The following is a 22,481-nucleotide window of genomic DNA, read 5'->3' as shown; positions in this document are numbered from 1 at the left end:
AGACGAGGAGCCACGCTCGGCAGAGGCGTGTGGTGCGCTTGACACGAAAATCGAACATCCATTCTTATGGAAGCTCAGGCGAGGCTCTCGACAGGGATTTCGACATGGTTTGCGTGGAGAAGTGCCCGAGTTATCCACAGGCCGGGCCGGCGTCGGGGCGCATTGTCAGTGGCAGGCGTTAGCGTCTTTGACGTGAAGCGATCGACTCAAGCAAACCGGGTGGAACCCATGGCAGGAACCGACCGCGAGAAGGCGCTCGACGCCGCGCTCGCACAGATTGAACGGCAATTCGGCAAGGGCGCGGTCATGCGCATGGGCGAGCGGTCGAGGGAGCCCATCGAGGTCATCCCGACCGGGTCGACCGCGCTCGACGTGGCCCTGGGCGTCGGCGGCCTGCCGCGTGGCCGTGTCGTGGAGATCTACGGCCCGGAGTCCTCCGGTAAGACGACCCTGACCCTGCACGCGGTGGCCAACGCCCAGAAGGCAGGCGGCCAGGTCGCCTTCGTGGACGCGGAGCACGCCCTCGACCCCGAGTACGCGCGCAAGCTCGGCGTCGACATCGACAACCTGATCCTCTCCCAGCCCGACAACGGCGAGCAGGCCCTGGAGATCGTGGACATGCTGGTCCGCTCCGGCGCCCTCGACCTCATCGTCATCGACTCCGTCGCCGCGCTCGTCCCGCGCGCGGAGATCGAGGGCGAGATGGGCGACAGCCACGTCGGTCTCCAGGCCCGTCTGATGAGCCAGGCGCTGCGGAAGATCACCAGCGCGCTCAACCAGTCCAAGACCACCGCGATCTTCATCAACCAGCTCCGCGAGAAGATCGGCGTGATGTTCGGCTCCCCGGAGACCACGACCGGTGGCCGCGCGCTGAAGTTCTACGCCTCGGTGCGTATCGACATCCGCCGCATCGAGACCCTGAAGGACGGCACGGAGGCGGTCGGCAACCGCACCCGCTGCAAGGTGGTCAAGAACAAGGTCGCGCCGCCCTTCAAGCAGGCCGAGTTCGACATCCTCTACGGCCAGGGCATCAGCCGCGAGGGCGGCCTGATCGACATGGGCGTGGAGCACGGCTTCGTCCGCAAGGCCGGCGCCTGGTACACGTACGAGGGCGACCAGCTCGGCCAGGGCAAGGAGAACGCGCGCAACTTCCTCAAGGACAACCCCGACCTGGCCAACGAGATCGAGAAGAAGATCAAGGAGAAGCTGGGCGTCGGTGTGCGTCCGGAGGAGCCCGCCGCCGAGCCGGGCGCGGACGCCGCGGTGACCGCCACGGACGACGCCGCCAAGCCGGCCGCCGCTCCGACCGCCGCCAAGGCCACCAAGCCCAAGGCCGCCGCAGCCAAGAGCTGATCCGTGACACGACGAACCGACTGGGCCGAGTACGCCCACCTCGACGCCGCACGGGAGCGGCGCCGGGGGAGAGGTGGCGCGGACCCCGCCCGGACGGGCGACGGTACGGGGGGCGACGACGGCGCCTACGCGGACACCGAGCCATACGCGGGGGGCGAGCGGTACGGGAGTGCCGAACCGCTCGGGCACGGTGGGACGTACGGGGGCGCTGAGCCGTACGGAGGCGATCCGGGCACCGGCCCGGACGGGCCGTACGGCGACGAGCCGCGCGGCGGTGCGCGGCGCGGTGGACGTGGGCGGCGTGACCAGGGCGGCCCGCGTGGACGTCGGGGGCGTGGCGGCTTCGGGGAGACGTCCGAAGAAGACGGGGGCTCCTTCTCCTTGTCGAGGGCCGAGAAGGAGGAGTCCCCTGGGGACCCGGCTGAGCGGGCGCGGGCGATCTGTCTGCGCCTGCTCACCGGGACCCCGCGCACGCGCAAGCAGCTCGCGGACGCCCTGCGCAAGCGGGAGATCCCGGACGAGGTGGCCGAGGAGGTGCTGTCCCGGTTCGAGGAGGTCGGCCTGATCGACGACAGTGCGTTCGCCGACGCCTGGGTGGAGTCCCGGCATCACGGCCGCGGTCTCGCCCGCCGGGCCCTCGCGCGGGAACTGCGGACCAAGGGCGTCGACTCGGCGCTGATCGACGAGGCCGTCTCCCGACTCGACTCCGAGCAGGAGGAGGAGACGGCGCGTGAGCTCGTGGACCGCAAGCTGCGTGCCACCCGCGGCCTCGACCGCGACAAGCGGATACGGCGCCTCGCCGGCATGCTCGCCCGCAAGGGATACCCCGAGGGCATGGCCCTGCGGGTGGTCCGCAAAGCGCTGGAGGAGGAGGGCGAGGACACGGAGTTCCTGGAGGGCGAGGAGTTCTGACGCCGACGGTTGCCGGCGCGGCCGGTGCCCACGCCGACGGGTGCCGAGGCGGACGAGTCCCGGCGCCGACCCGACGGGATCAGTGCGTCACGGTGTCACCGGAAGGCCCGCCGACTTCCAGGCCTGGAAGCCGCCGATCAGGTCCGTCGCGCGGTGCAGGCCCAGTTGGTGCAGGGAGGCGGCCGCGAGGCTGGACGCGTAACCCTCGTTGCAGATCACCACTATGCGCAGATCGTGACCGGTGGCCTCGGGGACGCGATGGCTGCCCACGGGGTCCAGGCGCCACTCCAGTTCGTTCCGCTCGACGACGAGCGCGCCGGGGATCACCCCGTCCCGCTCGCGCAGGGCCGCGTACCGGATGTCGACCAGCAGCGCCTCGCCGGCCCGAGCCGCCCGGAACGCCTCTCCCGGTTCGATACGCCGGTAGCGCTCCCGCACGCGTGTCAGCAACTCGTCGATGCCCAGCGGCTGTTCGCCCGCCCCGCTCACTGCCAGTCCTCCGGTCGCTCGACCTGCTCCAGGCGCAGTACCGGACCGCTGCGGCTGTAGCGGCGGATCCGCGGCAGCGGCGGGTAGTAGGCGTGGACGGAGACGGCGTGCCGGTCGGCGGACAGGTTGAGCACCTCGTGGACGTGGTGCCGGCCGAAGGAGCGCCCCTGCCCGGCCGGCAGCCTGCGCTCGCGGTCCACGCCGTCGGTGAGTTCCAGGGTCCGCCAGCCGTCGGTGGGCAGCCGGGCGGCGAGCGAGTTCTCGGTGAGCTCGCCGGACGCGGTGAGGAAGGCGCCGACCGAGTCGGCGTGGTCGTGCCAGCCGGTGCCGGTGCCGGGCGGCCAGCCGATCAGCCAGGCCTCGCTGCCGCCGGGTCCTTCGAGCCGTACCCAGGTGCGGCCCTCCGGGTCGAGCGGGAGCGAGGCGATCAGCTCGGCGTCGGCCGCGGTGCGCCGTACGAAGTCGAGAAGGTCCGCCTGCGTGGGCGCGGAGGCGGCGACGGCGGGAGAGGAAGGGAGAGACGGAGGAGAAGAGGGTGAGACAGACACGTACACCGTCCTGAGGTGCGTTCGCCAAAGGGGGCGCTGGGCAGCGCCCGGGAAGAAGAAGGGGTGCGAATTCAGCAGGACGGGCGACACACGCAGCCCGCATAGCGGACGAGGTCCATATGGACCCTCCGCCACAGGCGCACATCGGTGTCGGTCACGATCCGGAGTACACCATGCCGGTGCGAACCGGTCAACTGATCGTCACCATGTGGACCGGAGGGTGATCACAGGCCGGGTCAACGCGCGCGGGAGCCCGCCCCGGCCTCGGCCTGTGCCTCGTCCTCCGCCTCCGTCTTCGCCTCCGCTTTCGTCTCGGCTTCCGTCTCCGGCTTCGCCGCACCGCCCAGCGTCGCCTCCGCGGCCGCGTACAGATCGGCCGGGCGGACCCCGTTGAACGCGGTGACCAGGTGGCCGTCGGGGCGTACGAGCAGCACGGAGTGCGCGGGGGCGCCTGGGTAACTCTCGGCGACCAGCAGCTCGGCCGGGTGCGGCAGCGCGGTCACCGCGGCGGCCAGCCGGGGCATGACCCCGGCGGTCACCCAGTGCTTGCGGTCCCACACGCCCGTACCCGGCGCGACCAGGACCACCAGCAGCGCGTCGCGCCCGAGCCGGTCCCGCAGCTGCACGAAGGTGCCGTCCTCCGCCGTGACCCGGATGTCGGCCACCGGCGCGCCCGGCGGCGTGTCGAGCGCCACCTCCGCCTCCAAGTGCCGGGGTGCGAGCGGCGAGTGGGCGTACGTCCCCGGCGCCCCCAGCGGGCCGCGCCCCAGGTGACCGTCCATGAGCAGCACGTCCTGGCCCCGGGCGGTACCGGGGACGTAGGCGCGCAGCCCGCCACCGCCGCGCAGCACCGGCAGGACCTGGTCGGCGGCGCGCAGCCGGGCGGCGACCACCGCGCGCCGCTCCGCCTGGTAGCTGTCGAGCAGGGCCTCGTGCGGGCCGTGGTGCCAGGCGAGGGCCAGCTTCCAGGCGAGGTTGTCGGCGTCCCTGAGCCCCTCGTCGAGCCCCTGGGTGCCCAGCGCGCCCAGCAGGTGCGCCGCGTCCCCGGCGAGGAAGACCCGGCCGGCGCGCCACCTGCGGGCCAGGCGGTGGTGCACCGTGTGGACGCCGGTGTCGAGCAGTTCGTACGGCGGAGTGGTGCCGTCCGTCCAGCCCGCGAGGGTCTCGCGGACGCGGGCGAGCAGGAGCTCGGGCGTGACGAGGTCCTTGCCCGGCGGCAGCAGCCAGTCCAGGCGCCACACGCTCTCCGGGAGGGGGCGGGCGGTCACCTCCCCGGCCGAGAGCCCGGACGTCCGCCACGGCGGCATCCGATGGAGCAACGCCTGGTCGGTCCACGGAAGTTCCGCGCGCAGCGCGGCGACGGCGTGTCGCTCGACCGCCGTACGGCCGGGGAAGCGGATGTCCTGGAGCTTGCGCACGGTCGAGCGCGGGCCGTCGCAGCCGACCAGGTAACTGCCGCGCCACCAGGTGCCCTGGGGACCCCGGGTGTGCGCGGTGACGCCGGAGCGTTCCTGCTCGATCGTGTCGAGGCGGCTGTCCACGGCGATCCTGGCCAGCGGCCGGGCGGCGAGCGCGGTGCGCAGGGCGGCGCTCAGCACGTGCTGGGTGAGGTGCAGGGGCGCGGGCTCGGTGTCGTCGAAGGCGATCTCGCGCATCACCTGCCTGCGCCGGACCGATCGCCATCCGGCCCAGCGCACGCCCTGTTCGGCGAGCGGGACGCCGGTGAGCCGCTCGATCAGCGCGGCGGTGTCCGCACGCAGGACGACCGTGCGGGCGGCTCGTGGTTCGTCCTTGCCGGGACCCTCGTCGAGGACCACGCACGGCACCTCCTGACGCGCCAGCGCCAGGGCGAGCGTGAGCCCGACGGGCCCCGCTCCGACGATGATCACCGGATCCACGGCGCGGTGCCCCCTGCCCGCAGCGGTGCCCTGACGGACGTGGGTGAACACGAAGGTGGAGCGGGGTGCACGATCACAGAACGTATGCAACCCATTGGAGGGGTTTGCGTCAAGCGACGGAAGGCAGTGGCGATCATGCCACTGCCCTCCGTACGGGTCATACGGGTTGACTGATCGTCAGGCGTAGGTTCCGGTTCCGTAGGAGCCGTTGATCGCCGCGGGGTTGTCCTCGACCGTGTCCGGCGCCAGTACCGCGCCCGTACCGCGCTTGCTGCGCCGCAGCCTGCGCTCCAGCCAGCCCGCGAAGCTGGTCAGGGCGAAGTTCACGACGACGAAGACGATCGCCACCACGATGAAGCTGGGGATGACGTTGGCGTAGTTCGCCGCGAGCGTCTGACGCGCGCTGAGCAGTTCGGTGTAGCCGATCATCACGCCGCCCAGCGCGGTGTCCTTCACGATGACCACCAGCTGGCTGACGATGGCCGGCAGCATGGCCGTGACGGCCTGCGGGAGCAGGATGCTCGTCATCGTCTGGCCCTTGCGCAGGCCGATCGCGTGGGCGGCCTCCGTCTGCCCCTTGGGCAGCGCGAGGATGCCGGCCCGCACGATCTCGGCGAGCACCGAGGCGTTGTAGAGCACCAGACCGGTGACGACGGCGTACAGCGGCCGGTCGTCACTGGTGACGTCCGTGGAGCGGGCGTAGAACTCGTTGGCGAACAGCATCAGCAGCAGGACCGGGATCGCGCGGAAGAATTCGACCACCGCCCCGGCCGGAACCCGCACCCACCGGTGGTCCGACATGCGCGCGATGCCGAAGAAGGCGCCCAGCGGGAGCGCGATGACCATCGCGAGCGCGGCGGCCTTCAGGGTGTTGCCGAGGCCCGGCAGCAGATACGTCGTCCACGCCTCTGACGTGGTGAACGGCTCCCACAGGTCCCACTTCAGCTGGCCCTTGTCGCCCATCTTCTGCCAGACCCACCACGCCGCCAGGGCGAGCACGAGGACGAAGACCACGGAGAAGACGACGTTGCGCCGCTTGGCCCGGGGGCCGGGGGTGTCGTACAGAACGGAGCTCATCGCTTCACCGCCATGCGCTTGCCGAGCCAGCCGAGGAAGAGGCCGGTGGGGAGGGTCAGTACCACGAACCCGAAGGCGAAGACCGCGCCGACGAGCAGCGTCTGGGCTTCGTTCTCGATCATCGACTTCATCAGATACGCGGCCTCGGCCACGCCGATCGCCGCCGCCACGGTGGTGTTCTTGGTCAACGCGATCAGCACGTTGGCCAGCGGGCCGATGACCGAGCGGAACGCCTGGGGCAGCACGATCAGCCGGAGCGTCTGGCTGAAGCTCAGCCCGATCGCGCGGGCCGCCTCGGCCTGTCCCAGCGGCACGGTGTTGATGCCGGACCGCAGTGCCTCGCAGACGAAGGCCGCGGTGTAGGCGATGAAACCGAGCACCGCCAGCCGGAAGCCCTGGACCTTGAAGTCGGAGGCGCCCAGCGTCATGCCGAAGATGTCGGCGAGGCCGAGCGAGGTGAAAAGGATGATCACCGTCAGGGGGATGTTCCGGACGATGTTGACGTAGACGGTGGCGAACCCGCGCATCAGCGGGACCGGGCTGACCCGCATCCCGGCCAGCAGGGTGCCCCAGACCAGGGAGCCCAGGGCGGAGAGGGCGGTGAGTTTCACCGTCATCCAGAACGCCCCGAGGACGTCGTAACCTTCAAGAAAGTCGAACACGATCTCCCGCGCTTCCGGGTGTGTGGCGTATGGGGAGGGCATGGCGCGCCGCCGCCGTGATCGCGGCGGGCGACGGCGCGCCCGGGGAACCCCGCGGAGCTGGGGCCGGCCTTACTTGACGATCTGGCCGATCTTCGGGGCGGGCTCGTTCTTGTAGTTGGCCGGGCCGAAGTTCTTGTCGACCGCCTTCTGCCAGGAGCCGTCGCTGACCATCGACTCCAGCGCCTTGTTGATCTTGTCGACGGTCGCGGTGTCACCCTTCTTCACACCGATGCCGTAGTTCTCGTTGCTGAGCTTGAGCCCGGCGAGCTTGAACTGGCCCTTGTACTTGTCCTGCGCGGCGAAGCCCGCGAGGATCGAGTCGTCGGTGGTCACCGCGTCCACGGCGCCGCTCTGCAGGGCGGCGATGCACTCCGAGTAGCCGCTGTACTCCTTCAGGTTGGCCTTCGGGGCGATGGTGTCGTGGATGTTCTGCGCCGAGGTGGAACCCGTCACGGAGCACAGCTTCTTGCCGTTGAGGTCCGTGGCCTTGGTGACGTTCGAGTCCTTCTTGACCAGCAGGTCCTGGTGGGCCAGCAGGTAGGGGCCGGCGAAGTCGACCTTCTGCTTGCGCTCGTCGTTGATCGAGTAGGTGGCCGCGATGAACTTCACGTCGCCGCGGGAGAGGGCGTTCTCGCGGTCGGCGCTCTTGGTCTCGACGAAGTCGATCTGGTTCGGCTTGTAGCCGAGCTTGCCGGCCACGTAGGTCGCCACGTCGACGTCGAAGCCGGAGAAGGAACCGTCCGGCTGCTTCAGGCCGAGGCCGGGCTGGTCGTACTTGATGCCGACCTTGATCTTGCCGCCGCCGCTGCCGGAGGAACCGCCGTCGTCCTTCTTGTCCGAGCCGCACGCGGTGGCGGCGAGGGAGAGGGCGAGCACGGCGGCCGAGGCGGCGGTGACCTTGCGGAGCTTCATCTGAACATCCTTTGTCTGGTGAGGAGAAGCGGGACGTCTGGCGGGAGGCCCGGGTCGTCCGGGGCGCGGGAAGGTGCCGTCAGTGGTGCAGGATCTTCGACAGGAAGTCCTTGGCCCGGTCACTGCGCGGATTGCTGAAGAACTGGTCGGGCGCAGCCTCTTCGACGATGCGACCGTCCGCCATGAAGACCACTCGGTTTGCAGCCGATCGTGCGAAGCCCATCTCGTGGGTGACGACGATCATCGTCATGCCGTCACGGGCGAGCTGCTGCATGACTTCGAGGACCTCGTTGATCATCTCCGGGTCCAGGGCCGAGGTCGGCTCGTCGAAGAGCATGACCTTCGGGCCCATCGCCAGGGCCCGCGCGATGGCGACGCGCTGCTGCTGGCCGCCGGAGAGCTGCGCGGGGTACTTGTCGGCCTGAGTGCCCACGCCCACCCGGTCGAGCAGGGTGCGGGCCTTCTCCTCGGCCTGCTTCTTGTCCGCCTTGCGGACCTTGACCTGGCCGAGCATCACGTTCTCGAGCACGGTCTTGTGCGCGAAGAGGTTGAAGGACTGGAAGACCATCCCGACGTCCGCGCGCAGCCGGGCCAGCTCCTTGCCCTCCTGGGGCAGCGGCTTTCCGTCGATCGTGATGGTGCCCGAGTCGATGGTCTCCAGGCGGTTGATGGTGCGGCACAGCGTGGACTTACCGGACCCGGAGGGTCCGATGACCACGACAACCTCGCCGCGGGCGATGGTCAGATCGATGTCCTGGAGTACGTGCAACGCGCCGAAGTGCTTGTTGACGCTCTTCAGGACGACCAGTTCGCCGGTCGCGGCCACGTCTTGCTTGGCCACCGATACTTCGGTCATCGCTTTCGGGCTCCGTCCTCCTCGGTTTCGGAGGAATGTAGTAACCCCGAATGACCAGCGTCATTACATCTGAGGGGAATCTGAGCATCACGATCCGATAGCAATCGGACACGTGTCGTAGCAGTTGTGGGCGGCCAGGTATCGGCCGCGTAACGGAACCTGCGGGCAACCGGAACCCTCTTGACGCAATCATCGTCCATCAGCGTGACTGCCTTGTTGCACTCGCGCGCGTGCGCGCGTTTTCTACAAGCCGACCACGAACCAAGATCATACGAACGCTGAACCGGAGGGGGCCGGGATGAGACTGCTGCTCGTCGAGGACGACAACCACGTCGCCGCGGCCCTGTCCGCCGTCCTCGCGCGGCACGGATTCGACGTCACGCACGCCCGCAGCGGCGAGGAGGCGCTCCAGGCGCTCGTCCCCGAAGGCGCCGGTTTCGGTGTCGTCCTGCTCGACCTGGGCCTGCCCGACCAGGACGGCTACGAGGTCTGCGGCAAGATCCGCAAGCGCACCAGCACCCCGGTCATCATGGTCACCGCGCGCTCCGACGTACGGTCCCGCATCCACGGCCTCAACCTGGGCGCCGACGACTACGTGGTGAAGCCGTACGACACCGGGGAGCTGCTCGCCCGGATCCACGCCGTCAGCCGGCGCACCGCCCACGAGGACGCGGCACCGGGCGACGAGGGCGCGCTGCGCCTCGGTCCGGTGTGCATCGAACTGCCCAACCGTCAGGTCAGCGTGGACGGTTCGGTGGTCCAGCTGACCCGCAAGGAGTTCGATCTGCTCGCGCTGCTCGCCCAGCGCCCCGGAGTGGTCTTCAGGCGGGAGCAGATCATCAGCGAGGTGTGGCGCACCAGCTGGGAGGGCACCGGGCGCACCCTGGAGGTGCACGTGGCCTCCCTGCGCGCCAAGCTGCGCATGCCCGCACTCATCGAGACCGTACGCGGCGTCGGCTACCGGCTCGTCGCCCCGGCCGCGTAGCGGGGACGGGTGCGCACACGTCTCCTCCCGCTGCTCATCGTCCTGATGGCCGCCGTGCTGCTCGCGCTCGGCCTGCCGCTCGCCGTCAGCCTCGCGGCGGCCCAGCAGCAGAAGGTGGTCGTCGACCGGATCGACGACACGGCGCGGTTCGCGGCGCTCGCCCAGTTCGTCACTGACGGGCCCACCGGATCGCCCCTCAGCGCCGAGGACGAGCGCACCGAGACCCTGCGCCGCGAACTCAGCAGCTACTACGGGGTCTACGGCATCCGCGCCGGCGTCTTCTACCGCAGCGGCGCGGCGATGGCCAACGCCCCGGACGACTGGTTCCTCCCGCTGACCGGCGAGGTCCGTGAGGCCTTCCAGGAGGCCCTGCTCAGCCGTCGCAGCCACGACCCGCAGCAGGTGTGGCCCTGGCAGCGCAACCGCCTCATCGTCGCCTCGCCGGTGATCCGGGACGGCGACGTGGTGGCCGTGGTGGTCACCGACTCGCCCACCGGGCCGATGCGGTCGCGGACGCTGCGCGGCTGGCTGCTCATCGGGGCCGGCGAGATCGCCGCGATGCTGCTGGCCGTCGGGGCCGCGCTGCGCCTGACCGGCTGGGTGCTCAGGCCCGTCCGCGTCCTCGACGCCACCACCCATGACATCGCCACCGGACGGCTGAAGTCCCGGGTCGCGGTGGCCGGCGGACCGCCGGAACTCCGCAGGCTGGCCCGCTCGTTCAACGAGATGGCGGACAACGTCGAGGACGTCCTGGAGCAGCAGCGCGCCTTCGTCGCGGACGCCTCGCACCAGTTGCGCAACCCGCTCTCGGCGCTGCTGCTGCGCATCGAGCTGCTCGCCCTCGAACTGCCCGAGGACAACGAGGAGATCGCCTCGGTCCGCACCGAGGGCAAGCGCCTCACGCAGGTTCTGGACGACCTGCTCGACCTGGCGCTGGCCGAGCACGCCGAGGCGGACCTGCGGCTGACCGACATCGGCCAGCTGGCCGCCGAGCGGGTGGCCGCGTGGGCGCCGGCCGCCGAGGCCAGGGGCGTGCGGCTGACCGGCGACTGCCCGCCCACCACGGCATGGTCCGACCCCATCACGTTGTCCAGCGCGCTGGACGCGGTGATCGACAACGCGGTGAAGTTCACGCCCGAGGACGGCACCGTGGAGGTCACCGTCGCCTCCAACGGCGCCACCTCGACGGTCGACGTCACCGACACCGGCCCCGGCCTCACCGACGAGGAACTCGCCCGCGTCGGCGACCGCTTCTGGCGCAGCGGCCGCCATCAGAACGTCAAGGGCTCCGGCCTGGGCCTGTCCATCACCCGCGCCCTCCTCGGCGCGGCCGGCGGCTCGATCGCGTACGAGCACCACGAGCCGCACGGCCTGCGGGTGACGGTGACGGTGCCCAGGAGCGGGCCGGTGGACCAGGAGGCCGACCGCGAGGGTCCGTGACCGGGCCCGCGGGCAGGCACCCGTGCGGTGCCGCGTCGTGGGCCGTTACGGCTTGAGCGAGCGGTAGTAGCGGCGCGCGCCCTCGTGCAGCATGAGCGGGTCCGTGTAGATGGCGGTACGCAGGTCGACCAGCTGGGCGGAGTGGACGTGTGCGCCGATGCCGTCGCGGCTCTTGATGACGGTGCGGGTCACCCACTCGGTGAGGCGGGGGTCGATGTCCTTGCGGGTCATCAGAACGTTCGACACCGCGATGGTCGGCACGGTGGAGCCCTGCTGGACGGAGGGGTAGGCGGACTCCGGCATGTTGGTGGCCCGGTAGTACCGCGCCGCGTCCCCCTCGGTGTGGAGCCGGGCGACGAGGTCGCCGCCGATCGGCACGAACTTGAAGTCGAACGTCCGGGCCAGTTCGACCAGGCCCTTGGTGGGCAGCCCGCCGGACCAGAAGAACGCGTCGATCTTGCCCTTCTTCAGCCGGCCGGGCCCGGTGTCGATGCCGTCGGACATCGGCTTGATGTCCCTGGCCGGGTCGATCCCCGCCGCCCTGAGTACCCGCTGGGCGATCAGCCGCACGCCCGAGTTGGGCAGCCCTATCGCCACCCGCTTGTGCCTGAGGTCGGAGACGTTCCTGACCTCCGAGTCGCGCGGCACGACGAGTTGTACGTAGTCGTCGTACAGCCGGGCCACACCGCGCAGCCGCCCGGCACCGCTGCCGTGCTGGAGCTCGTACGTCTCGACCGCGTCGGCCGCCGCGATGGTGAAGTCGGCCCGCCCGGTCGCCACGCGCCGCACGTTCTCCTGCGAACCGGCGCTGTTCAGCAGCGTCACCTTCAGCTCCGGCATGTCCCGGTCGAGCTCGGAGCGCAGCCGCTCGCCGTACTCCTGGTAGACACCGCGCGGTGTTCCGGTGCTGAAGACGATGGTTCCGCCCGGAGGGTCCTCGCCCAGGGGCAGCAGCCACCACAGCAGCAGCCCGAAAGCGACGAAGCCGGCGGCCGCGCCCTGAAGCGCGCGGCGCCTGCCGATACGGGGGAACACAGTGGACATGCGCGCGATCCTGCCAGGCGCCCCAGGGTCCTGACCAGGCCGGTGCGCACGCGGGGGCCTGTCGGTGGCGGCGGCTAGAGTCGCCGTATGACCTCCTCGCCCGCCCGCCTCGTCCATGAATTCCACCGCGCCTTCGGCCTGGACACCCGCAGTACGCCGAGCGAGGTGTCCCCCGCGCTGGCGGCGCACCGCGGGGAACTGCTCGCAGAGGAGGCCGCGGAGGTCGCCGAGGTCGCGGTCGGCCCCCTGGACCGGCTCGCGCACGAACTGGCCGACGTGGTCTACGTGGCGTACGGCACGGCCCTGGTGCACGGCATCGACCTGGACGCGGTGCTGGCCGAGATCCACCGCTCCAACATGAGCAAGCTGGGGCCCGACGGGCAGGTCGCGCGCCGGGCCGACGGCAAGGTCCTCAAGGGCGACCACTATGTGGCGCCGGACGTGTCGGCCGTGCTGCGCCGCCAGGGCTGGGCCCCCGGCGACGCCTGACAGGGCTCAGACGCCGGTGCCCGCCAGCTTCCACTCGCGGTGCAGGGCGCCCAGCGGGATGCTGCGCTGGAACACCGGCGTACCGAAGATCGACAGCTGGAGCCGCAGGGTGCCGGACAGATCGACACCGCCGTACAGACCCCAGGTGCCGGTGAACCGCGCCCCGGGGGTGTCGGAGGAGGCGGTCACCGTCCCCGCGGCTTCACCGCGCAGGTAGGGCGCCAGGTCGGCGGAGACGCCCACGGTGCCGTAGAGGCCGACGGAGGCCTCGGCGCCGAGCGCCGCCTTCACGTTCCCGGCGGCGGTCAGCGTGGAGCGGACCGGCGTGCTCGTCATGTCCGAGGAGCTGACCGGGGTCCAGCCCTTGCCGGCGCCGAAGGTGCCGCCCGCCTTGAAGTCACCCTTGAGGCTCTGCTCCACGTCGACGGTGACCTTGCCGTCGGCGCTGATCTGGAAGTAGCAGGTCAGGTCGAGGTTGACGACCACCGGGACCGGGCCGACCTGCAGGACCGGGTCGGCGTGCAGCTTGGCGAACGGGATCCTGAGCGGGGCGGTCGAGGCGGCGGCGCGGCCCTTGACGGCCCAGCCCGACTTCCAGTCACCGGACACGCCCAGATAGGCCGAGCCGGGCGCCGCGTCGGTGCCCGCCCCGCCGTACTTGAAGTCGACCTGCGGGGCGACCTGTACGAAGCCGGACACCGAGGCGGCCGCCGACACGGGGGCGCCCTCGGCCGTCGGCACCTCGGCGGAGACGTCGAGCCGCAGGCTGCCGAGGGGCACGGAGGCGCCCTTCGGGCCGACGTGCACATCACCGGTCTTCGACCAGGAGACCTTCACGTCGGGCAGCAGCTTGGTGACGTCGAAGGCGGCCGGGTCGACGGGCACGGTGCCCTTGGCCGTGTCGTCGCCGAGCACGGAGTTGAGCGCGGCCGGCTCGGTCTGCACCTCCGTGCCCGCGTCGGTCTCGCCGATCACCTTGGTGACCTTGGCGAGCAGACCGTGCGGCGCGCCCGGCGCGGGGGCGCTGGCGATGACGTCACCGACAGCGGCTTCGCGCGGGGCGGGGGAGGAGCCGGGGGACGGTGAAGCCGAACCCGGCTTCTTCTTGGTGGAGATGACGGCGCGTCGGGTCTTGTTGTCGTACGCGCTCACTTTGAGCGTCGTCCTGTGCGCCGGCCTGCCCGAGCCGACGGGGCCCGCGGCGGCGGTCGCGGTGGCGGCGGGAGCGGCGGCGACGGAGAGCGAGTGGTCCGCCGCCGCGGTGGCGGCCGCCACCGGGGTACGGGCCTGTTGGCTCTGGTCGGCCACCGGCCGCGCGTCCTGCGGCGAGGAGGAGGAACAGCCGGTGGCGATGAGGAGGGCGGTCACGGCCAAGGCGGGCATGAGGGCATACGTGCGCCCTGTGCGTCTGCGCAAGGTCAGTCCTGAAGGTGGGGGGTCGCGAGAAGGCACCGCCGGGTAGTACCGGCCGGTAACCATATGACAAGACATGAGCATGCCACGACTGGCACACGCGGCCTCCGCATTCCGGTCACATCTCGAAGTGACCTGCCCCACGGTTGTTTTCGGCCTCGCGGTGGCCGGATGTCGCTCGTCGGGTGGCCAGCGCCGAGGATACCAACGCCTGTTGGTCGGCCGAACGTGCCGAACTCCGCGTGCGCAAACCGTGGTTCACCGGCCGAGTCGCTTACCGATGGGGCATCGTGGCCATGCCGGACGAACGGATCGGAGGCGAACGCGGTCATGCCGGAGATGCACGCCGTTGTCGATGTGTCGAACGTCTGCTGGGCGGGCGACATCGAGCCGTGGTCGAAGGTGCCCCGGCTGGACCGGCTGAGACGGCTGACCGAGGCCTGGCGCGGGCTGTACGGCGCGCAGACGCGGCTGGAGTGCGTGGTGGACCGGGCTCTGCGGTACGAACTCCCGGCCGGGGAGCGACGCGAGTTCGACCGGATGTGCCGCTCGGGCGAGCTCGTGGCCGTGCCGTACGCGGACCCCGTACTGCTGACCAGGGCGAAGGAGGGCGGCCTGCGGGTCATCAGCCGGGACAAGTTCGTCGACATGCGGCGGCGGCACCCGTGGATCGAGGGCGCGGCCGAGCGGTTCCACGCGTGGCGACGGGAGGGCACGGGGCTGGGGTTCGGGTCGAGCGGCATCGTGCCGGTGGCCGGACAGGTCGTGTCGCGTGCCGAGGAGGACAAGGAACTGGTCCGGGACGGGCTCAAGGACCGCAAGGCCGTGCTGGGGTTCGCCTGGAAGTGCGTGTCCCGGTGCGCGCTGGCCCAACTCTGGCCGGACCGGATCCTGTTGTGGCCCGCGGTGGACCGGGCGACCGGCACTCCGGTGTGCCCGGACCCCAACTGCCGCAGGCCGCTCGTGCAGGTGGGGGCGCGCAGGCCCTCGCGGCAGATCGTCGTCGCGCGACAGGACGACGGGTCGGAGATCCTGCGCTTCCCGCTGGAGGCGGGCGACTGCGTGGAAGTCGGACGCGGCGCCCTCGCGCACGGCATCAACCTGGACGGACTGGACCGCAGGCACCGGAGCGCCGTCGCGGCCGTCAGCCGCCACCATCTGCTGCTGGAACTCGACGACGGGCTGACGCTGTCGGCGCGTGACATCGGTTCGACGCACGGCACCGAGGTGCGACGCTGGGGCGGCCGGGCGCTGGGCGAGCCCAAGCGGCTGCCGCCGGGCGACACCGCCCGGCTGAACGCGCCGGACCAACTGATCCTCGCCGGTGCGGTGTCGATCAGGATGTCCGGACGGCGGTACAGCCCCGAAGCGGGGCACCCGGACTACGGCGGCGGCGGAGGCGCGACGACGGCATTCGAGGAGCCGCCGCGTCAAAAGGTCACAAGAGATGATGAAGGATGACGAAGTCCGTTGTGAGAGCCACGTCACACAGCTAGGCTGCCTTGCGTGCTGGTGAGTTTGACACGGGTGGGGGCCGCGCGGCAGTCGTTCGCCAAAGCGCTGGCGGTCCAAGGCACGGATGCGGGCGCCGTCATGGCGGCAGCGGTGAACCGGGGCCTGCCCGACACAGGGGGCGGCGCGTTACGGCTGGAACGACATCCTCGGCGCCCGGAGCTGCTACGGCTGATCACGCCGATGATGTGGCTGGGTACGCGCGGCGCGCGCGGCGACGCGTTCGAGGCGCTGGGCCTGGCCCTGAGGAACATCGACGCGGCGGCGAGACAGGCCGGCGGGGCGCTGACGGCGCCCGGACTGTCCCTGGACGGCCAGGCCGTCTCCCCGGACGGCGACACGCACTGGCTGGCCACCGGCGATCCGGTGGAGCAGGAGGTCCTGTGCAACCTCCTGCGCCGGCACAGCCCCCTGCTGATCGCGATCGCCGGTCGGGGCGCCTTTCTCTCCGGCGGAAGCCGTGACCGCATCGGGTCACGCTGGCTCGCCGACTCGCACGAACACCTCGCCACCCGCTTCCTCGCCTCGGTGACGGAACACCATCTCTACCGGGTGCAGGCCGAGTTACGCCGCCGGGACGGCATCAGCCACCTGGACCGCATGGACATCTCCCCGGCGGTCGGCGCCGACGCCGTACTGGTCCGCTGCCTGGACGCGCAGACCTCGCTGGCCGACACGAGGGCGCACGCACTGCTTCTGAGCGCCCTGGCCATGCGAGCGCGCTCCCTGGTGGCGGACGGGCGCCGCGAAGGACACGGACCGCAGCAACTGCTGGAGGAGAACCGCGCCCGCGTGATCTCCGAGGGGCTGCGCGCCGCGCTGGCGCAGGACGAGCGGCCCCGCGACCGGGAGCGCGACGGGGGCCGCTCCCGCGATCACGAGCGCCGCGGCCAGGACAAGCGCGGCGAGCGCAAGGTCTCCGCCCGGCAGGCGGTCCGCACACTCCTGGACGACCTGGTGCCGGAGTTCAGCCGGCTGGACGTCACCCCGGAGGAGATCCTGCCCCTGCTGTGCCTGGTGGAGCTGCCGGGCGGCCAACCGCTGCGCGCCCAGGACCTGTTGCCCCGGGATCTCGGTGGCCGGCGCATGCTGGCGGAGGCCGTGCGCGAGGCGCTGACCGACCCACGGCCCGGCGGGCCCCTGCTGGGCGCGGTGCTGGCCCGGTACCCGGGCAGCGGTCCGCTGATGCTGAAGGCCTGGGCCGAGGCCCTGGACAGCGGCCTCACACGTCAGGCCCGACGCGACCGCGACCGCCCGCAGAACCTCGCGGGAAACCGACCGGACCGCCAGGGAGGCCGCCCGGACCGTTCCGGAAAGCGCCCGGATCGCTCCGGAGGCCGACCGGATCGTTCGGGAAACCGGTCGGATCGCTCCGGGAACCGACCTGACCGCTCCGGAAACAGCCCGGACGGCTCCGGGGGTCGCCCGGACCGTTCGGGAGGCCGTCAAGACCGTTCAGGCAATCGACCCGACCGCTCGGGAAACAACCCGGACCGCTCGGGAAACAACCCGGACCGTTCGGGAAGCCGACCTGACCGCTCCGCGGGCCGCCCGGACAGAGACCGCCGGAACAGGCCGGACCAGCAGCCGAAGAAGGGCACGGGCGACCGGCCGAACCGGGGGAAGGACAGGCCTCAGCCATGACCGCCGTACATCCGGAGCACACCCCGGTACCGGTCGGTGACGTCGAGGTCGTGCTCGACCTGCGCGCGTCCCGGCTCAACCCGACCGGGGCCGAGCAGTTCGCCGAACTGTGGGAGCAGTTGGAGCCTGGCCTGCTGGGACACCCGCTGCGGACGGGCTTCCCGTACTCGTGGAGTTCGCAGTTCGGCGACATCGCGGTGGAAGTCGTGCGACTGAGGCCCGGCGTGACGGTCGCCCACCAGGGCACGCGCTTCGACGTCGTCGCCGTACGGCAGCGCGCGAACGTCTCCTACCGCTGCGGCACCTGCGCCGAGTCCGGCACGCGGACGTACGGGCCGTTCCTCTGCCGCGACTGCGCGGGCAGCGGGCGCGGGGACCGGGTCTGCGACGAGCACGTCGTCATCCTGGACGGCTCGCTCGCCACCAACTGCCCGGTCCACCAGCCCGGTTGCCGGGCCTGCGGACAGCCGGCCACCTTCCGGTGCGCCGGTACCCGGTGCCACGCGCGGACGGCCTGGTGCGACGCCCATCGCGTCCGCCACCCCGAGGACCCGGACACCGACTACTGCCAGCCCTGCTACCAGCTGGCGTTCCCCGTCTGCGAGCAGAGCGGGTGCCGTGGAGTCGGCACCATGGCCTGCGACATCGTGGACGGTTCCGGCCGCTCCTGCGGGCGCCAGGCCTGCACCCGGCACGCCCTGCGCTGGCAGGTCTTCGGCGGCGAGAAGACCGGCCTGGGGCTGTGCCGGCAGCACTACGCGGCGCTGCGCGGCTGGGAGCCGGCGGAGCTGATGCGGCAGATCGCCGCCACCGCCGCCCGCCGCGGCGGCGAGTACCGGATCCCCAGGCTCGTGTCCTTCAGCCACAACCTGCGCAACACGGGGCACCCGCGTCTCGCCGTCGACTACTCGGCCGTCTACGACCTGTTGAGAAGGCTGTGCGAGGACAGCTCGGCCGCCGGGGACCGGCGCTCCGCCGACGCCCTGCGCCGGGCCGACGCGGGATGGCGGCGCGAACTGGACGCGCTGGTGGGCACGGCGAAGGAGGGCGAGCGACTGCTGTCGCGCTTACAGGCGCTGGTCGAGCAGCAGGACGGGCGCAGAGGGCCGGAGGTCGCGGCGGCGCTGCGGCTGGTGGAGTACAAGGCACCCCGCGTGCGCAACGGGGTCACGGAACGGCGGGGCATCCTCTTCGTCGACCTTCCGTCGCAACTGCGCGGCCTCTTCATCGGCGCCAAGGGCGCGAACGTGGCCAGGTACCGGGACGAGCTGGGCGTGGATGTGAAGTTCGAGGGCGATCGGAGCCGACGATGACTGGACGACCGGTGGACTCGACCGGCACCAAGGCGGTGATCGTGCCCTCCGGAGGCGTCCTGGCAGCGGACCGCGTCGGTGTCGCCACCGCCGACTGGCCGGCCGCGAGCGCCTCCCCGGACGACCGCCTCGCCGTCCTCACCGTCGGCACCGGTTACGACAGCACCTCGCGCGCCGTAGAAGTGGTGCCGCTCGACGAGGTGCCGTCCGGCGTGCTGGCCCTGCCCGACGACCTCGCCGGTGCCACCGGGTTCGCCGGTGCCGAGGAGACGGCCACCTGGCGACTCGACCCGGCCGCGGTCGTGGAGGCCCGCTCGGTCCGGCTGGAGTCCTCGACCGAGCGCTCCCTGGACGACACCACGGAGGAACTGTCCACGGCGGGACTGATCGGCAGGTTCCTCTGGATCCCGCCCGACGAACAGGAGTTGTGGCTCGACGTCGGCTCCGTCCCCTTCCGGGTGCGGCAGTACGACGCCGGCGGCCGTGTCGGCGTGATCGTGAAGATCGGCCCGCGCACCACCGTGGACCTGTTCGTGCCGGGCTCCCGCAGCGGCGTCGACATCGTCATCCTGGCCGACTGCAGCGGTTCCATGGGGTGCGAGGACATCGTCTGGGAGGGGGAGTACGCCGCGGCCCGCGCGGCCACCCAGCGGGACTGGCGCACCTTCACGGGGTCCCGCAACCGCACGGCGGGCGTCAGCCGGATGCGTACGCTCCAGGACGCGCTGCAGCACCTGCTCGACGTCCGGCTCCAGGTCAGCGGCCGGGTCTCCCGGGTCGCGCTGATGAAGTTCACCCACGAGACGGAGCAGGTCTTCCCGCGCCAGGGCGGCATGGCGGAGGTCGATGCCGGGACCCCGGCCGATGCGGAGGCGTTCCGGCACGCCATCGCCCTGCTGCAGGCCCAGGCCGGGGGCACCGACATCGGCAACGCCCTGCACGAGGCGGCCAACCTCCTCTACCGCCACCAGAAACCCGGCAACGACAAACTCATCGTCCTGGTGAGCGACGGCGCGCACTGGGCGCCGAAGGGCGATCAGGGGGCCGGTGAGGTGGTGTACGCCCACCAGGAGCCGGTGAGCCTGATGGAGCACCTGCACACCGCCATGGACATCCGGGTGCACGCGATCGGCATCAGCACCCTCCCGATGTACGAGAGCTGGATCGCGCGGTCCGGGGTGCGGGACCACGAGTCGCTGCGGCCGGACCACACCCTGCTGTCCGAGCTGGTCCGGGTCGGCGGCGGAGATCCCGCCGCCATCGGTGGCTACGAGGTGCTGGACGAGTACTTCTCCGGCCTCGGCGCGGGGCTGTCACGCCGCGTTCCCACGACCCGCATCCCCCGCCCGGCGTCCGGTGTGCCGGCGGGGACGGCGGAGGTGCTGCGCGAGTGGGCGGCGCGGCTCGCGGCCGGTCGTACGGCGGCGCAGTCGCAGGACTTCGCCCAGCGCCGGGACTTCGTCCGCGAACGGCTGTCCGCCGCGGTCGCCCGCTGTGTCGAGGCCGCTCAGGCCGCGCTGCGGACCCCGCTGCTGGACCAGCGGCAGCTCTGGGACGCCGTGACCCTCGGCATCGAGGGGCGGCACGGAGTGTCCGACGCCAGGGCGTTCGTCAGGATGGTCGGCCGGGCGCTGCTCTCGCAGAGCGGAGCGACGCCGCCGCCGAAGGACGTCGACGCGGAACTCCAGCGTCTGCGCGGCTTCCTGTCCGGGCTCAGGGACGAGCACCAGCGTCTCACCGCCCCCGGCACGGCCTTCGACGAGGACGAATGGATCCTGGAGCGCTGCGACCGGCTGTCCGACCTCGTGGAGGCGCTGGCCGGACAGCTGGAGGGGCTGCCCCCGGCCGGTTCGCCCGGCGAAGACCGTACCGACGGGCGTACGGCCGACTCCGACCTGCCGTACGACGTCGCGTCGGCCGACGGCACGGCCGGTGTGCCCGCGGGCAGCCCGTCCGGCTCGCTGCAGCTCGGGCTCCAGCCCCGCTTCAGGCTGTGAGACGGCCGGTGGACGACGTCGTGTGGCAGCCGGGAATGCATCTCGGCAGCCGGGAGAACCCGGACCAGTTCGTCCTGGACGAGTACGTCGACCGGGGCGGGGAGGGCCAGTCGTGGCGCGCCCGGCGCATAGACCGGTCCGGGGACGCCTCCGACTGGATGGTCAAGATCCTTCCCCGCCAGGACGATCCGGCGAAACTGCGTACCTGGCAGGCGCGTTGGGACGACTGTGCCGCCAACGCCAACAGCCTGGCCATCCAGGGCCTGGTCGTGCCGATGGCCATAGTCGGTCCCTCGCCGCACTGGCTCGGCACGGAGGCGGACGCGCTCTCCTCGTATCTGGTGACGCGCTGGTGCGACGGCTGGAATCTGCGGCAGTGGGCCGGCCGGAACCACGACGCCCTCGCCGCCGCGGACGTGCTCGTACGGCTGTGTGCCCTCGCGGACCGGCTGCACGACCGTGGCTGGGTGCACGGGGACATCTCCGCGAAGAACGTCATGGTCACGCGGGACGGCTGGGTCCAGCTCATCGACCTCGCCTTCCTCCACCGGGTGGACACCACGCGCACCGCACCCATCCACACGCCGGGCTACGTGGCCCCGGAGAAGGCGGCGAACCTGCACCTCACCACCGCCGAGGCGGAGCGCTACGCGGTCGGGATGCTGGTCCGGGAAGTGCTCCTCGGCGTTCCTCCCGAGCAGATGCCCGGCGGGGCGGGCGAGCGGTTCGAGCACGAGCTGCGGCTCGCCGGGTACTCCGCGGCGGCCGCGGCACACGCCGCCGCGCCGCTGGCGGACGATCCCACGCGGCGCCCGTGGAAACTGCTGCCCTGGGCGGAACGGCTGCGGGACCTGCTCCGGGACGGCGGCCGGCCGGCCCGGCACCGGTGCCTGGACCTGCTCGCCGACGGCCCGGACGGTGTGGTCGTTGCGGCGGGCGGGGCGGCCGGGGTGGAGTTCCTGCGCGTGCCCGGCCCCGCCTCCCGCCCGGGGCGGCTGCCTCCCGACGAGGGGGCGCCGAGGGGAGTGCACGAGGTCGCCGTCCGGTACACCGGCACGGGACGGCTGGTCGCCTTCGCCCTCGACCTGGCGGGCGACCTGCACGTCGGCGACGCCTCGGGCTGGCGCAACGGTCTGGTCGGAGCCTCGGGTCTCGCCGTGTGCCGTACCGCCGAAGGGGAGCTCGTCGCCTTCGCCGCGCACGACGGGGCCCTGTGCGCGGTGCGGTACCCGGCGGACGGCGGTGACCTCGTGCGGCACCGCGTCGAACAGGCGGCGGCCGTACGCGTCCTGGCGGCGGCCCCCGACACGGACGGCGGCACCGCCGTCCTCGTCGACGACGGGAGCGCGGTGTCCTGTCTGCGCCTGGGGCACGGCCTGCCCGGGCCCCCACCGAAGCGCGAGGTCGTCCACGACCGACGAGCGGAGCGGGCGGCCCTCGCGGTGAACCGCTGGGGCGATCTGGAGGCCGTGCTCGGCTTCCCGTCCGGCGGTCCGAAGCGCGTGGAGCACGACGGCCTGGGCTGGGACGCCCAGGTCCGCCTGACCGACCGGGCGGCGGCCGACGTGGCGGCCGTCGGGCACCGGGACGGTCCCACCGTGGCCATGGCCGGGCCCGACGGCGTCCGGGTGAGAACCGGGGACGGCGAGTGGACCACCCTCACGCTGTCCGCCGACGCGAGCCGGGTCGGCCTGGGCGAGAGCACCGGCTGGCGGCTCTGCCTGGCGGCCGTCGTCGACGGCACCGCCCGCCTCTGGTTCGAGAAGGCGACCCGCAACGGCTGGGGCGACCAGGTCGTCCTCATCTGACGGCGGGCACCCCGGCACCCCCGCGCCCGGTGGCCGTCCGCTCCTCGACGGACCGCGACGAGGCTGTCCCCGGAACGGCCTACCCTT

At 71.8% G+C, this 22,481-nt stretch carries 20 protein-coding genes; 10 read left to right on the top strand and 10 right to left on the bottom strand.

Features of this window, described 5'->3' with window-relative positions:
• The first annotated feature begins 228 nt into the window (after nt 1–228).
• Together recA and recX are read left to right on the top strand one after the other, a co-directional pair.
• The gene (gene recA / locus ACWGKT_RS37500; RefSeq protein ID WP_453277171.1) at nt 229–1,353 is read left to right on the top strand and encodes a recombinase RecA; all 1,125 of its coding nucleotides are present in this window, start codon (nt 229–231) and stop codon (nt 1,351–1,353) included.
• A 3-nt stretch (nt 1,354–1,356) separates the two neighbouring features.
• The gene (gene recX / locus ACWGKT_RS37495) at nt 1,357–2,265 is read left to right on the top strand and encodes a recombination regulator RecX (RefSeq protein ID WP_453277170.1); all 909 of its coding nucleotides are present in this window, start codon (nt 1,357–1,359) and stop codon (nt 2,263–2,265) included.
• An 87-nt stretch (nt 2,266–2,352) separates the two neighbouring features.
• Here recX and ACWGKT_RS37490 read toward each other — a convergent pair whose 3' ends face one another.
• From ACWGKT_RS37490 to ACWGKT_RS37455, 8 genes are all read right to left on the bottom strand, one after another.
• Nucleotides 2,353–2,754 (bottom strand): rhodanese-like domain-containing protein, encoded by a 402-nt coding sequence (locus ACWGKT_RS37490; protein WP_453277169.1) that lies wholly within the window; start codon nt 2,752–2,754, stop codon nt 2,353–2,355.
• Nucleotides 2,751–3,302: a cysteine dioxygenase gene (locus ACWGKT_RS37485; protein ID WP_453277168.1), complete on the bottom strand. Its 552-nt coding sequence runs from the start codon at nt 3,300–3,302 to the stop codon at nt 2,751–2,753. Before ACWGKT_RS37485 ends, ACWGKT_RS37490 begins: the two co-directional genes overlap by 4 nt.
• A 71-nt stretch (nt 3,303–3,373) precedes the next feature.
• A complete protein-coding gene (locus ACWGKT_RS37480) occupies nt 3,374–3,421 on the bottom strand; it encodes a hypothetical protein (RefSeq protein ID WP_309506048.1) in 48 nt (15 codons plus the stop codon).
• A gap of 117 nt (nt 3,422–3,538) precedes the next feature.
• The gene (locus ACWGKT_RS37475; RefSeq protein ID WP_453277167.1) at nt 3,539–5,200 is read right to left on the bottom strand and encodes an FAD-dependent monooxygenase; all 1,662 of its coding nucleotides are present in this window, start codon (nt 5,198–5,200) and stop codon (nt 3,539–3,541) included.
• A gap of 177 nt (nt 5,201–5,377) precedes the next feature.
• Nucleotides 5,378–6,277: an amino acid ABC transporter permease gene (locus ACWGKT_RS37470; RefSeq protein ID WP_453277166.1), complete on the bottom strand. Its 900-nt coding sequence runs from the start codon at nt 6,275–6,277 to the stop codon at nt 5,378–5,380.
• Nucleotides 6,274–6,939: an amino acid ABC transporter permease gene (locus ACWGKT_RS37465; RefSeq protein ID WP_453277165.1), complete on the bottom strand. Its 666-nt coding sequence runs from the start codon at nt 6,937–6,939 to the stop codon at nt 6,274–6,276. Before ACWGKT_RS37465 ends, ACWGKT_RS37470 begins: the two co-directional genes overlap by 4 nt.
• Before the next feature lie 111 nt (nt 6,940–7,050).
• Nucleotides 7,051–7,893 carry a glutamate ABC transporter substrate-binding protein gene (locus ACWGKT_RS37460; RefSeq protein WP_453277164.1) on the bottom strand — a complete coding sequence of 281 codons (843 nt, stop codon included), beginning with the start codon at nt 7,891–7,893 and terminating at the stop codon, nt 7,051–7,053.
• Nucleotides 7,894–7,972: 79 nt separating this feature from the next.
• Complete coding sequence (locus tag ACWGKT_RS37455; protein WP_356151731.1) at nt 7,973–8,749, bottom strand: amino acid ABC transporter ATP-binding protein; 777 nt, start codon at nt 8,747–8,749, stop codon at nt 7,973–7,975.
• Between the two features lie 298 nt (nt 8,750–9,047).
• On the opposite strand from ACWGKT_RS37455, the gene ACWGKT_RS37450 reads away from it, so the two are divergent.
• Both ACWGKT_RS37450 and ACWGKT_RS37445 read left to right on the top strand, forming a co-directional pair.
• The gene (locus ACWGKT_RS37450; protein ID WP_356151733.1) at nt 9,048–9,734 is read left to right on the top strand and encodes a response regulator transcription factor; all 687 of its coding nucleotides are present in this window, start codon (nt 9,048–9,050) and stop codon (nt 9,732–9,734) included.
• Between the two features lie 9 nt (nt 9,735–9,743).
• Nucleotides 9,744–11,174: a sensor histidine kinase gene (locus tag ACWGKT_RS37445; RefSeq protein WP_356151735.1), complete on the top strand. Its 1,431-nt coding sequence runs from the start codon at nt 9,744–9,746 to the stop codon at nt 11,172–11,174.
• 45 nt (nt 11,175–11,219) lie between these two features.
• Here the strand turns inward: ACWGKT_RS37445 and ACWGKT_RS37440 are convergent, their stop codons facing one another.
• Nucleotides 11,220–12,218: a TAXI family TRAP transporter solute-binding subunit gene (locus ACWGKT_RS37440; protein ID WP_453277163.1), complete on the bottom strand. Its 999-nt coding sequence runs from the start codon at nt 12,216–12,218 to the stop codon at nt 11,220–11,222.
• Between the two features lie 87 nt (nt 12,219–12,305).
• Here ACWGKT_RS37440 and ACWGKT_RS37435 point away from each other — a divergent pair, with 87 nt between their 5' ends.
• Entirely contained in the window at nt 12,306–12,707 is a 402-nt protein-coding gene (locus ACWGKT_RS37435) for a pyrophosphohydrolase domain-containing protein (protein WP_356151739.1), read from the top strand.
• Nucleotides 12,708–12,713: 6 nt separating this feature from the next.
• On the opposite strand, the gene ACWGKT_RS37430 is transcribed toward ACWGKT_RS37435, so the two are convergent.
• On the bottom strand, nt 12,714–14,090 hold the full coding sequence (locus tag ACWGKT_RS37430; protein ID WP_453277162.1) for a hypothetical protein: 1,377 nt from the start codon (nt 14,088–14,090) through the stop codon (nt 12,714–12,716).
• A 360-nt stretch (nt 14,091–14,450) separates the two neighbouring features.
• Between ACWGKT_RS37430 and ACWGKT_RS37425 the strand changes: the two genes are divergently transcribed.
• Genes ACWGKT_RS37425 through ACWGKT_RS37405 form a run of 5 tightly spaced genes read left to right on the top strand, consistent with a single transcriptional unit; the run spans nt 14,451 to nt 22,394 of the window.
• The gene (locus ACWGKT_RS37425; RefSeq protein ID WP_453277161.1) at nt 14,451–15,581 is read left to right on the top strand and encodes an FHA domain-containing protein; all 1,131 of its coding nucleotides are present in this window, start codon (nt 14,451–14,453) and stop codon (nt 15,579–15,581) included.
• Nucleotides 15,582–15,626: 45 nt separating this feature from the next.
• A complete protein-coding gene (locus tag ACWGKT_RS37420) occupies nt 15,627–17,276 on the top strand; it encodes a hypothetical protein (protein ID WP_453277160.1) in 1,650 nt (549 codons plus the stop codon).
• Nucleotides 17,273–18,589 (top strand): KH domain-containing protein, encoded by a 1,317-nt coding sequence (locus ACWGKT_RS37415; protein WP_356151747.1) that lies wholly within the window; start codon nt 17,273–17,275, stop codon nt 18,587–18,589. Before ACWGKT_RS37420 ends, ACWGKT_RS37415 begins: the two co-directional genes overlap by 4 nt.
• Nucleotides 18,586–20,586: a vWA domain-containing protein gene (locus ACWGKT_RS37410; protein ID WP_453277159.1), complete on the top strand. Its 2,001-nt coding sequence runs from the start codon at nt 18,586–18,588 to the stop codon at nt 20,584–20,586. Before ACWGKT_RS37415 ends, ACWGKT_RS37410 begins: the two co-directional genes overlap by 4 nt.
• Before the next feature lie 8 nt (nt 20,587–20,594).
• Entirely contained in the window at nt 20,595–22,394 is a 1,800-nt protein-coding gene (locus tag ACWGKT_RS37405) for a protein kinase domain-containing protein (RefSeq protein WP_356151751.1), read from the top strand.
• Nucleotides 22,395–22,481: the final 87 nt, after the last annotated feature.

The organism is Streptomyces sp. NPDC054794 (genome assembly GCF_053611585.1).
This window is presented reverse-complemented; position numbering and strand designations above follow the sequence as displayed.

What these genes read in the sequence shown, in the direction of transcription:
- ACWGKT_RS37410 (WP_453277159.1), top strand. Translation starts at nt 18,586, where the DNA reads ATGACTGGACGACCGGTGGACTCGACCGGCACCAAGGCGGTGATCGTG.
- ACWGKT_RS37430 (WP_453277162.1), bottom strand. Translation starts at nt 14,090, where the DNA reads ATGCCCGCCTTGGCCGTGACCGCCCTCCTCATCGCCACCGGCTGTTCC.
- ACWGKT_RS37460 (WP_453277164.1), bottom strand. Translation starts at nt 7,893, where the DNA reads ATGAAGCTCCGCAAGGTCACCGCCGCCTCGGCCGCCGTGCTCGCCCTC.
- ACWGKT_RS37425 (WP_453277161.1), top strand. Translation starts at nt 14,451, where the DNA reads ATGCCGGAGATGCACGCCGTTGTCGATGTGTCGAACGTCTGCTGGGCG.
- ACWGKT_RS37440 (WP_453277163.1), bottom strand. Translation starts at nt 12,218, where the DNA reads ATGTCCACTGTGTTCCCCCGTATCGGCAGGCGCCGCGCGCTTCAGGGC.
- ACWGKT_RS37415 (WP_356151747.1), top strand. Translation starts at nt 17,273, where the DNA reads ATGACCGCCGTACATCCGGAGCACACCCCGGTACCGGTCGGTGACGTC.
- ACWGKT_RS37470 (WP_453277166.1), bottom strand. Translation starts at nt 6,277, where the DNA reads ATGAGCTCCGTTCTGTACGACACCCCCGGCCCCCGGGCCAAGCGGCGC.
- recA (WP_453277171.1), top strand. Translation starts at nt 229, where the DNA reads ATGGCAGGAACCGACCGCGAGAAGGCGCTCGACGCCGCGCTCGCACAG.
- ACWGKT_RS37435 (WP_356151739.1), top strand. Translation starts at nt 12,306, where the DNA reads ATGACCTCCTCGCCCGCCCGCCTCGTCCATGAATTCCACCGCGCCTTC.
- ACWGKT_RS37450 (WP_356151733.1), top strand. Translation starts at nt 9,048, where the DNA reads ATGAGACTGCTGCTCGTCGAGGACGACAACCACGTCGCCGCGGCCCTG.
- ACWGKT_RS37455 (WP_356151731.1), bottom strand. Translation starts at nt 8,749, where the DNA reads ATGACCGAAGTATCGGTGGCCAAGCAAGACGTGGCCGCGACCGGCGAA.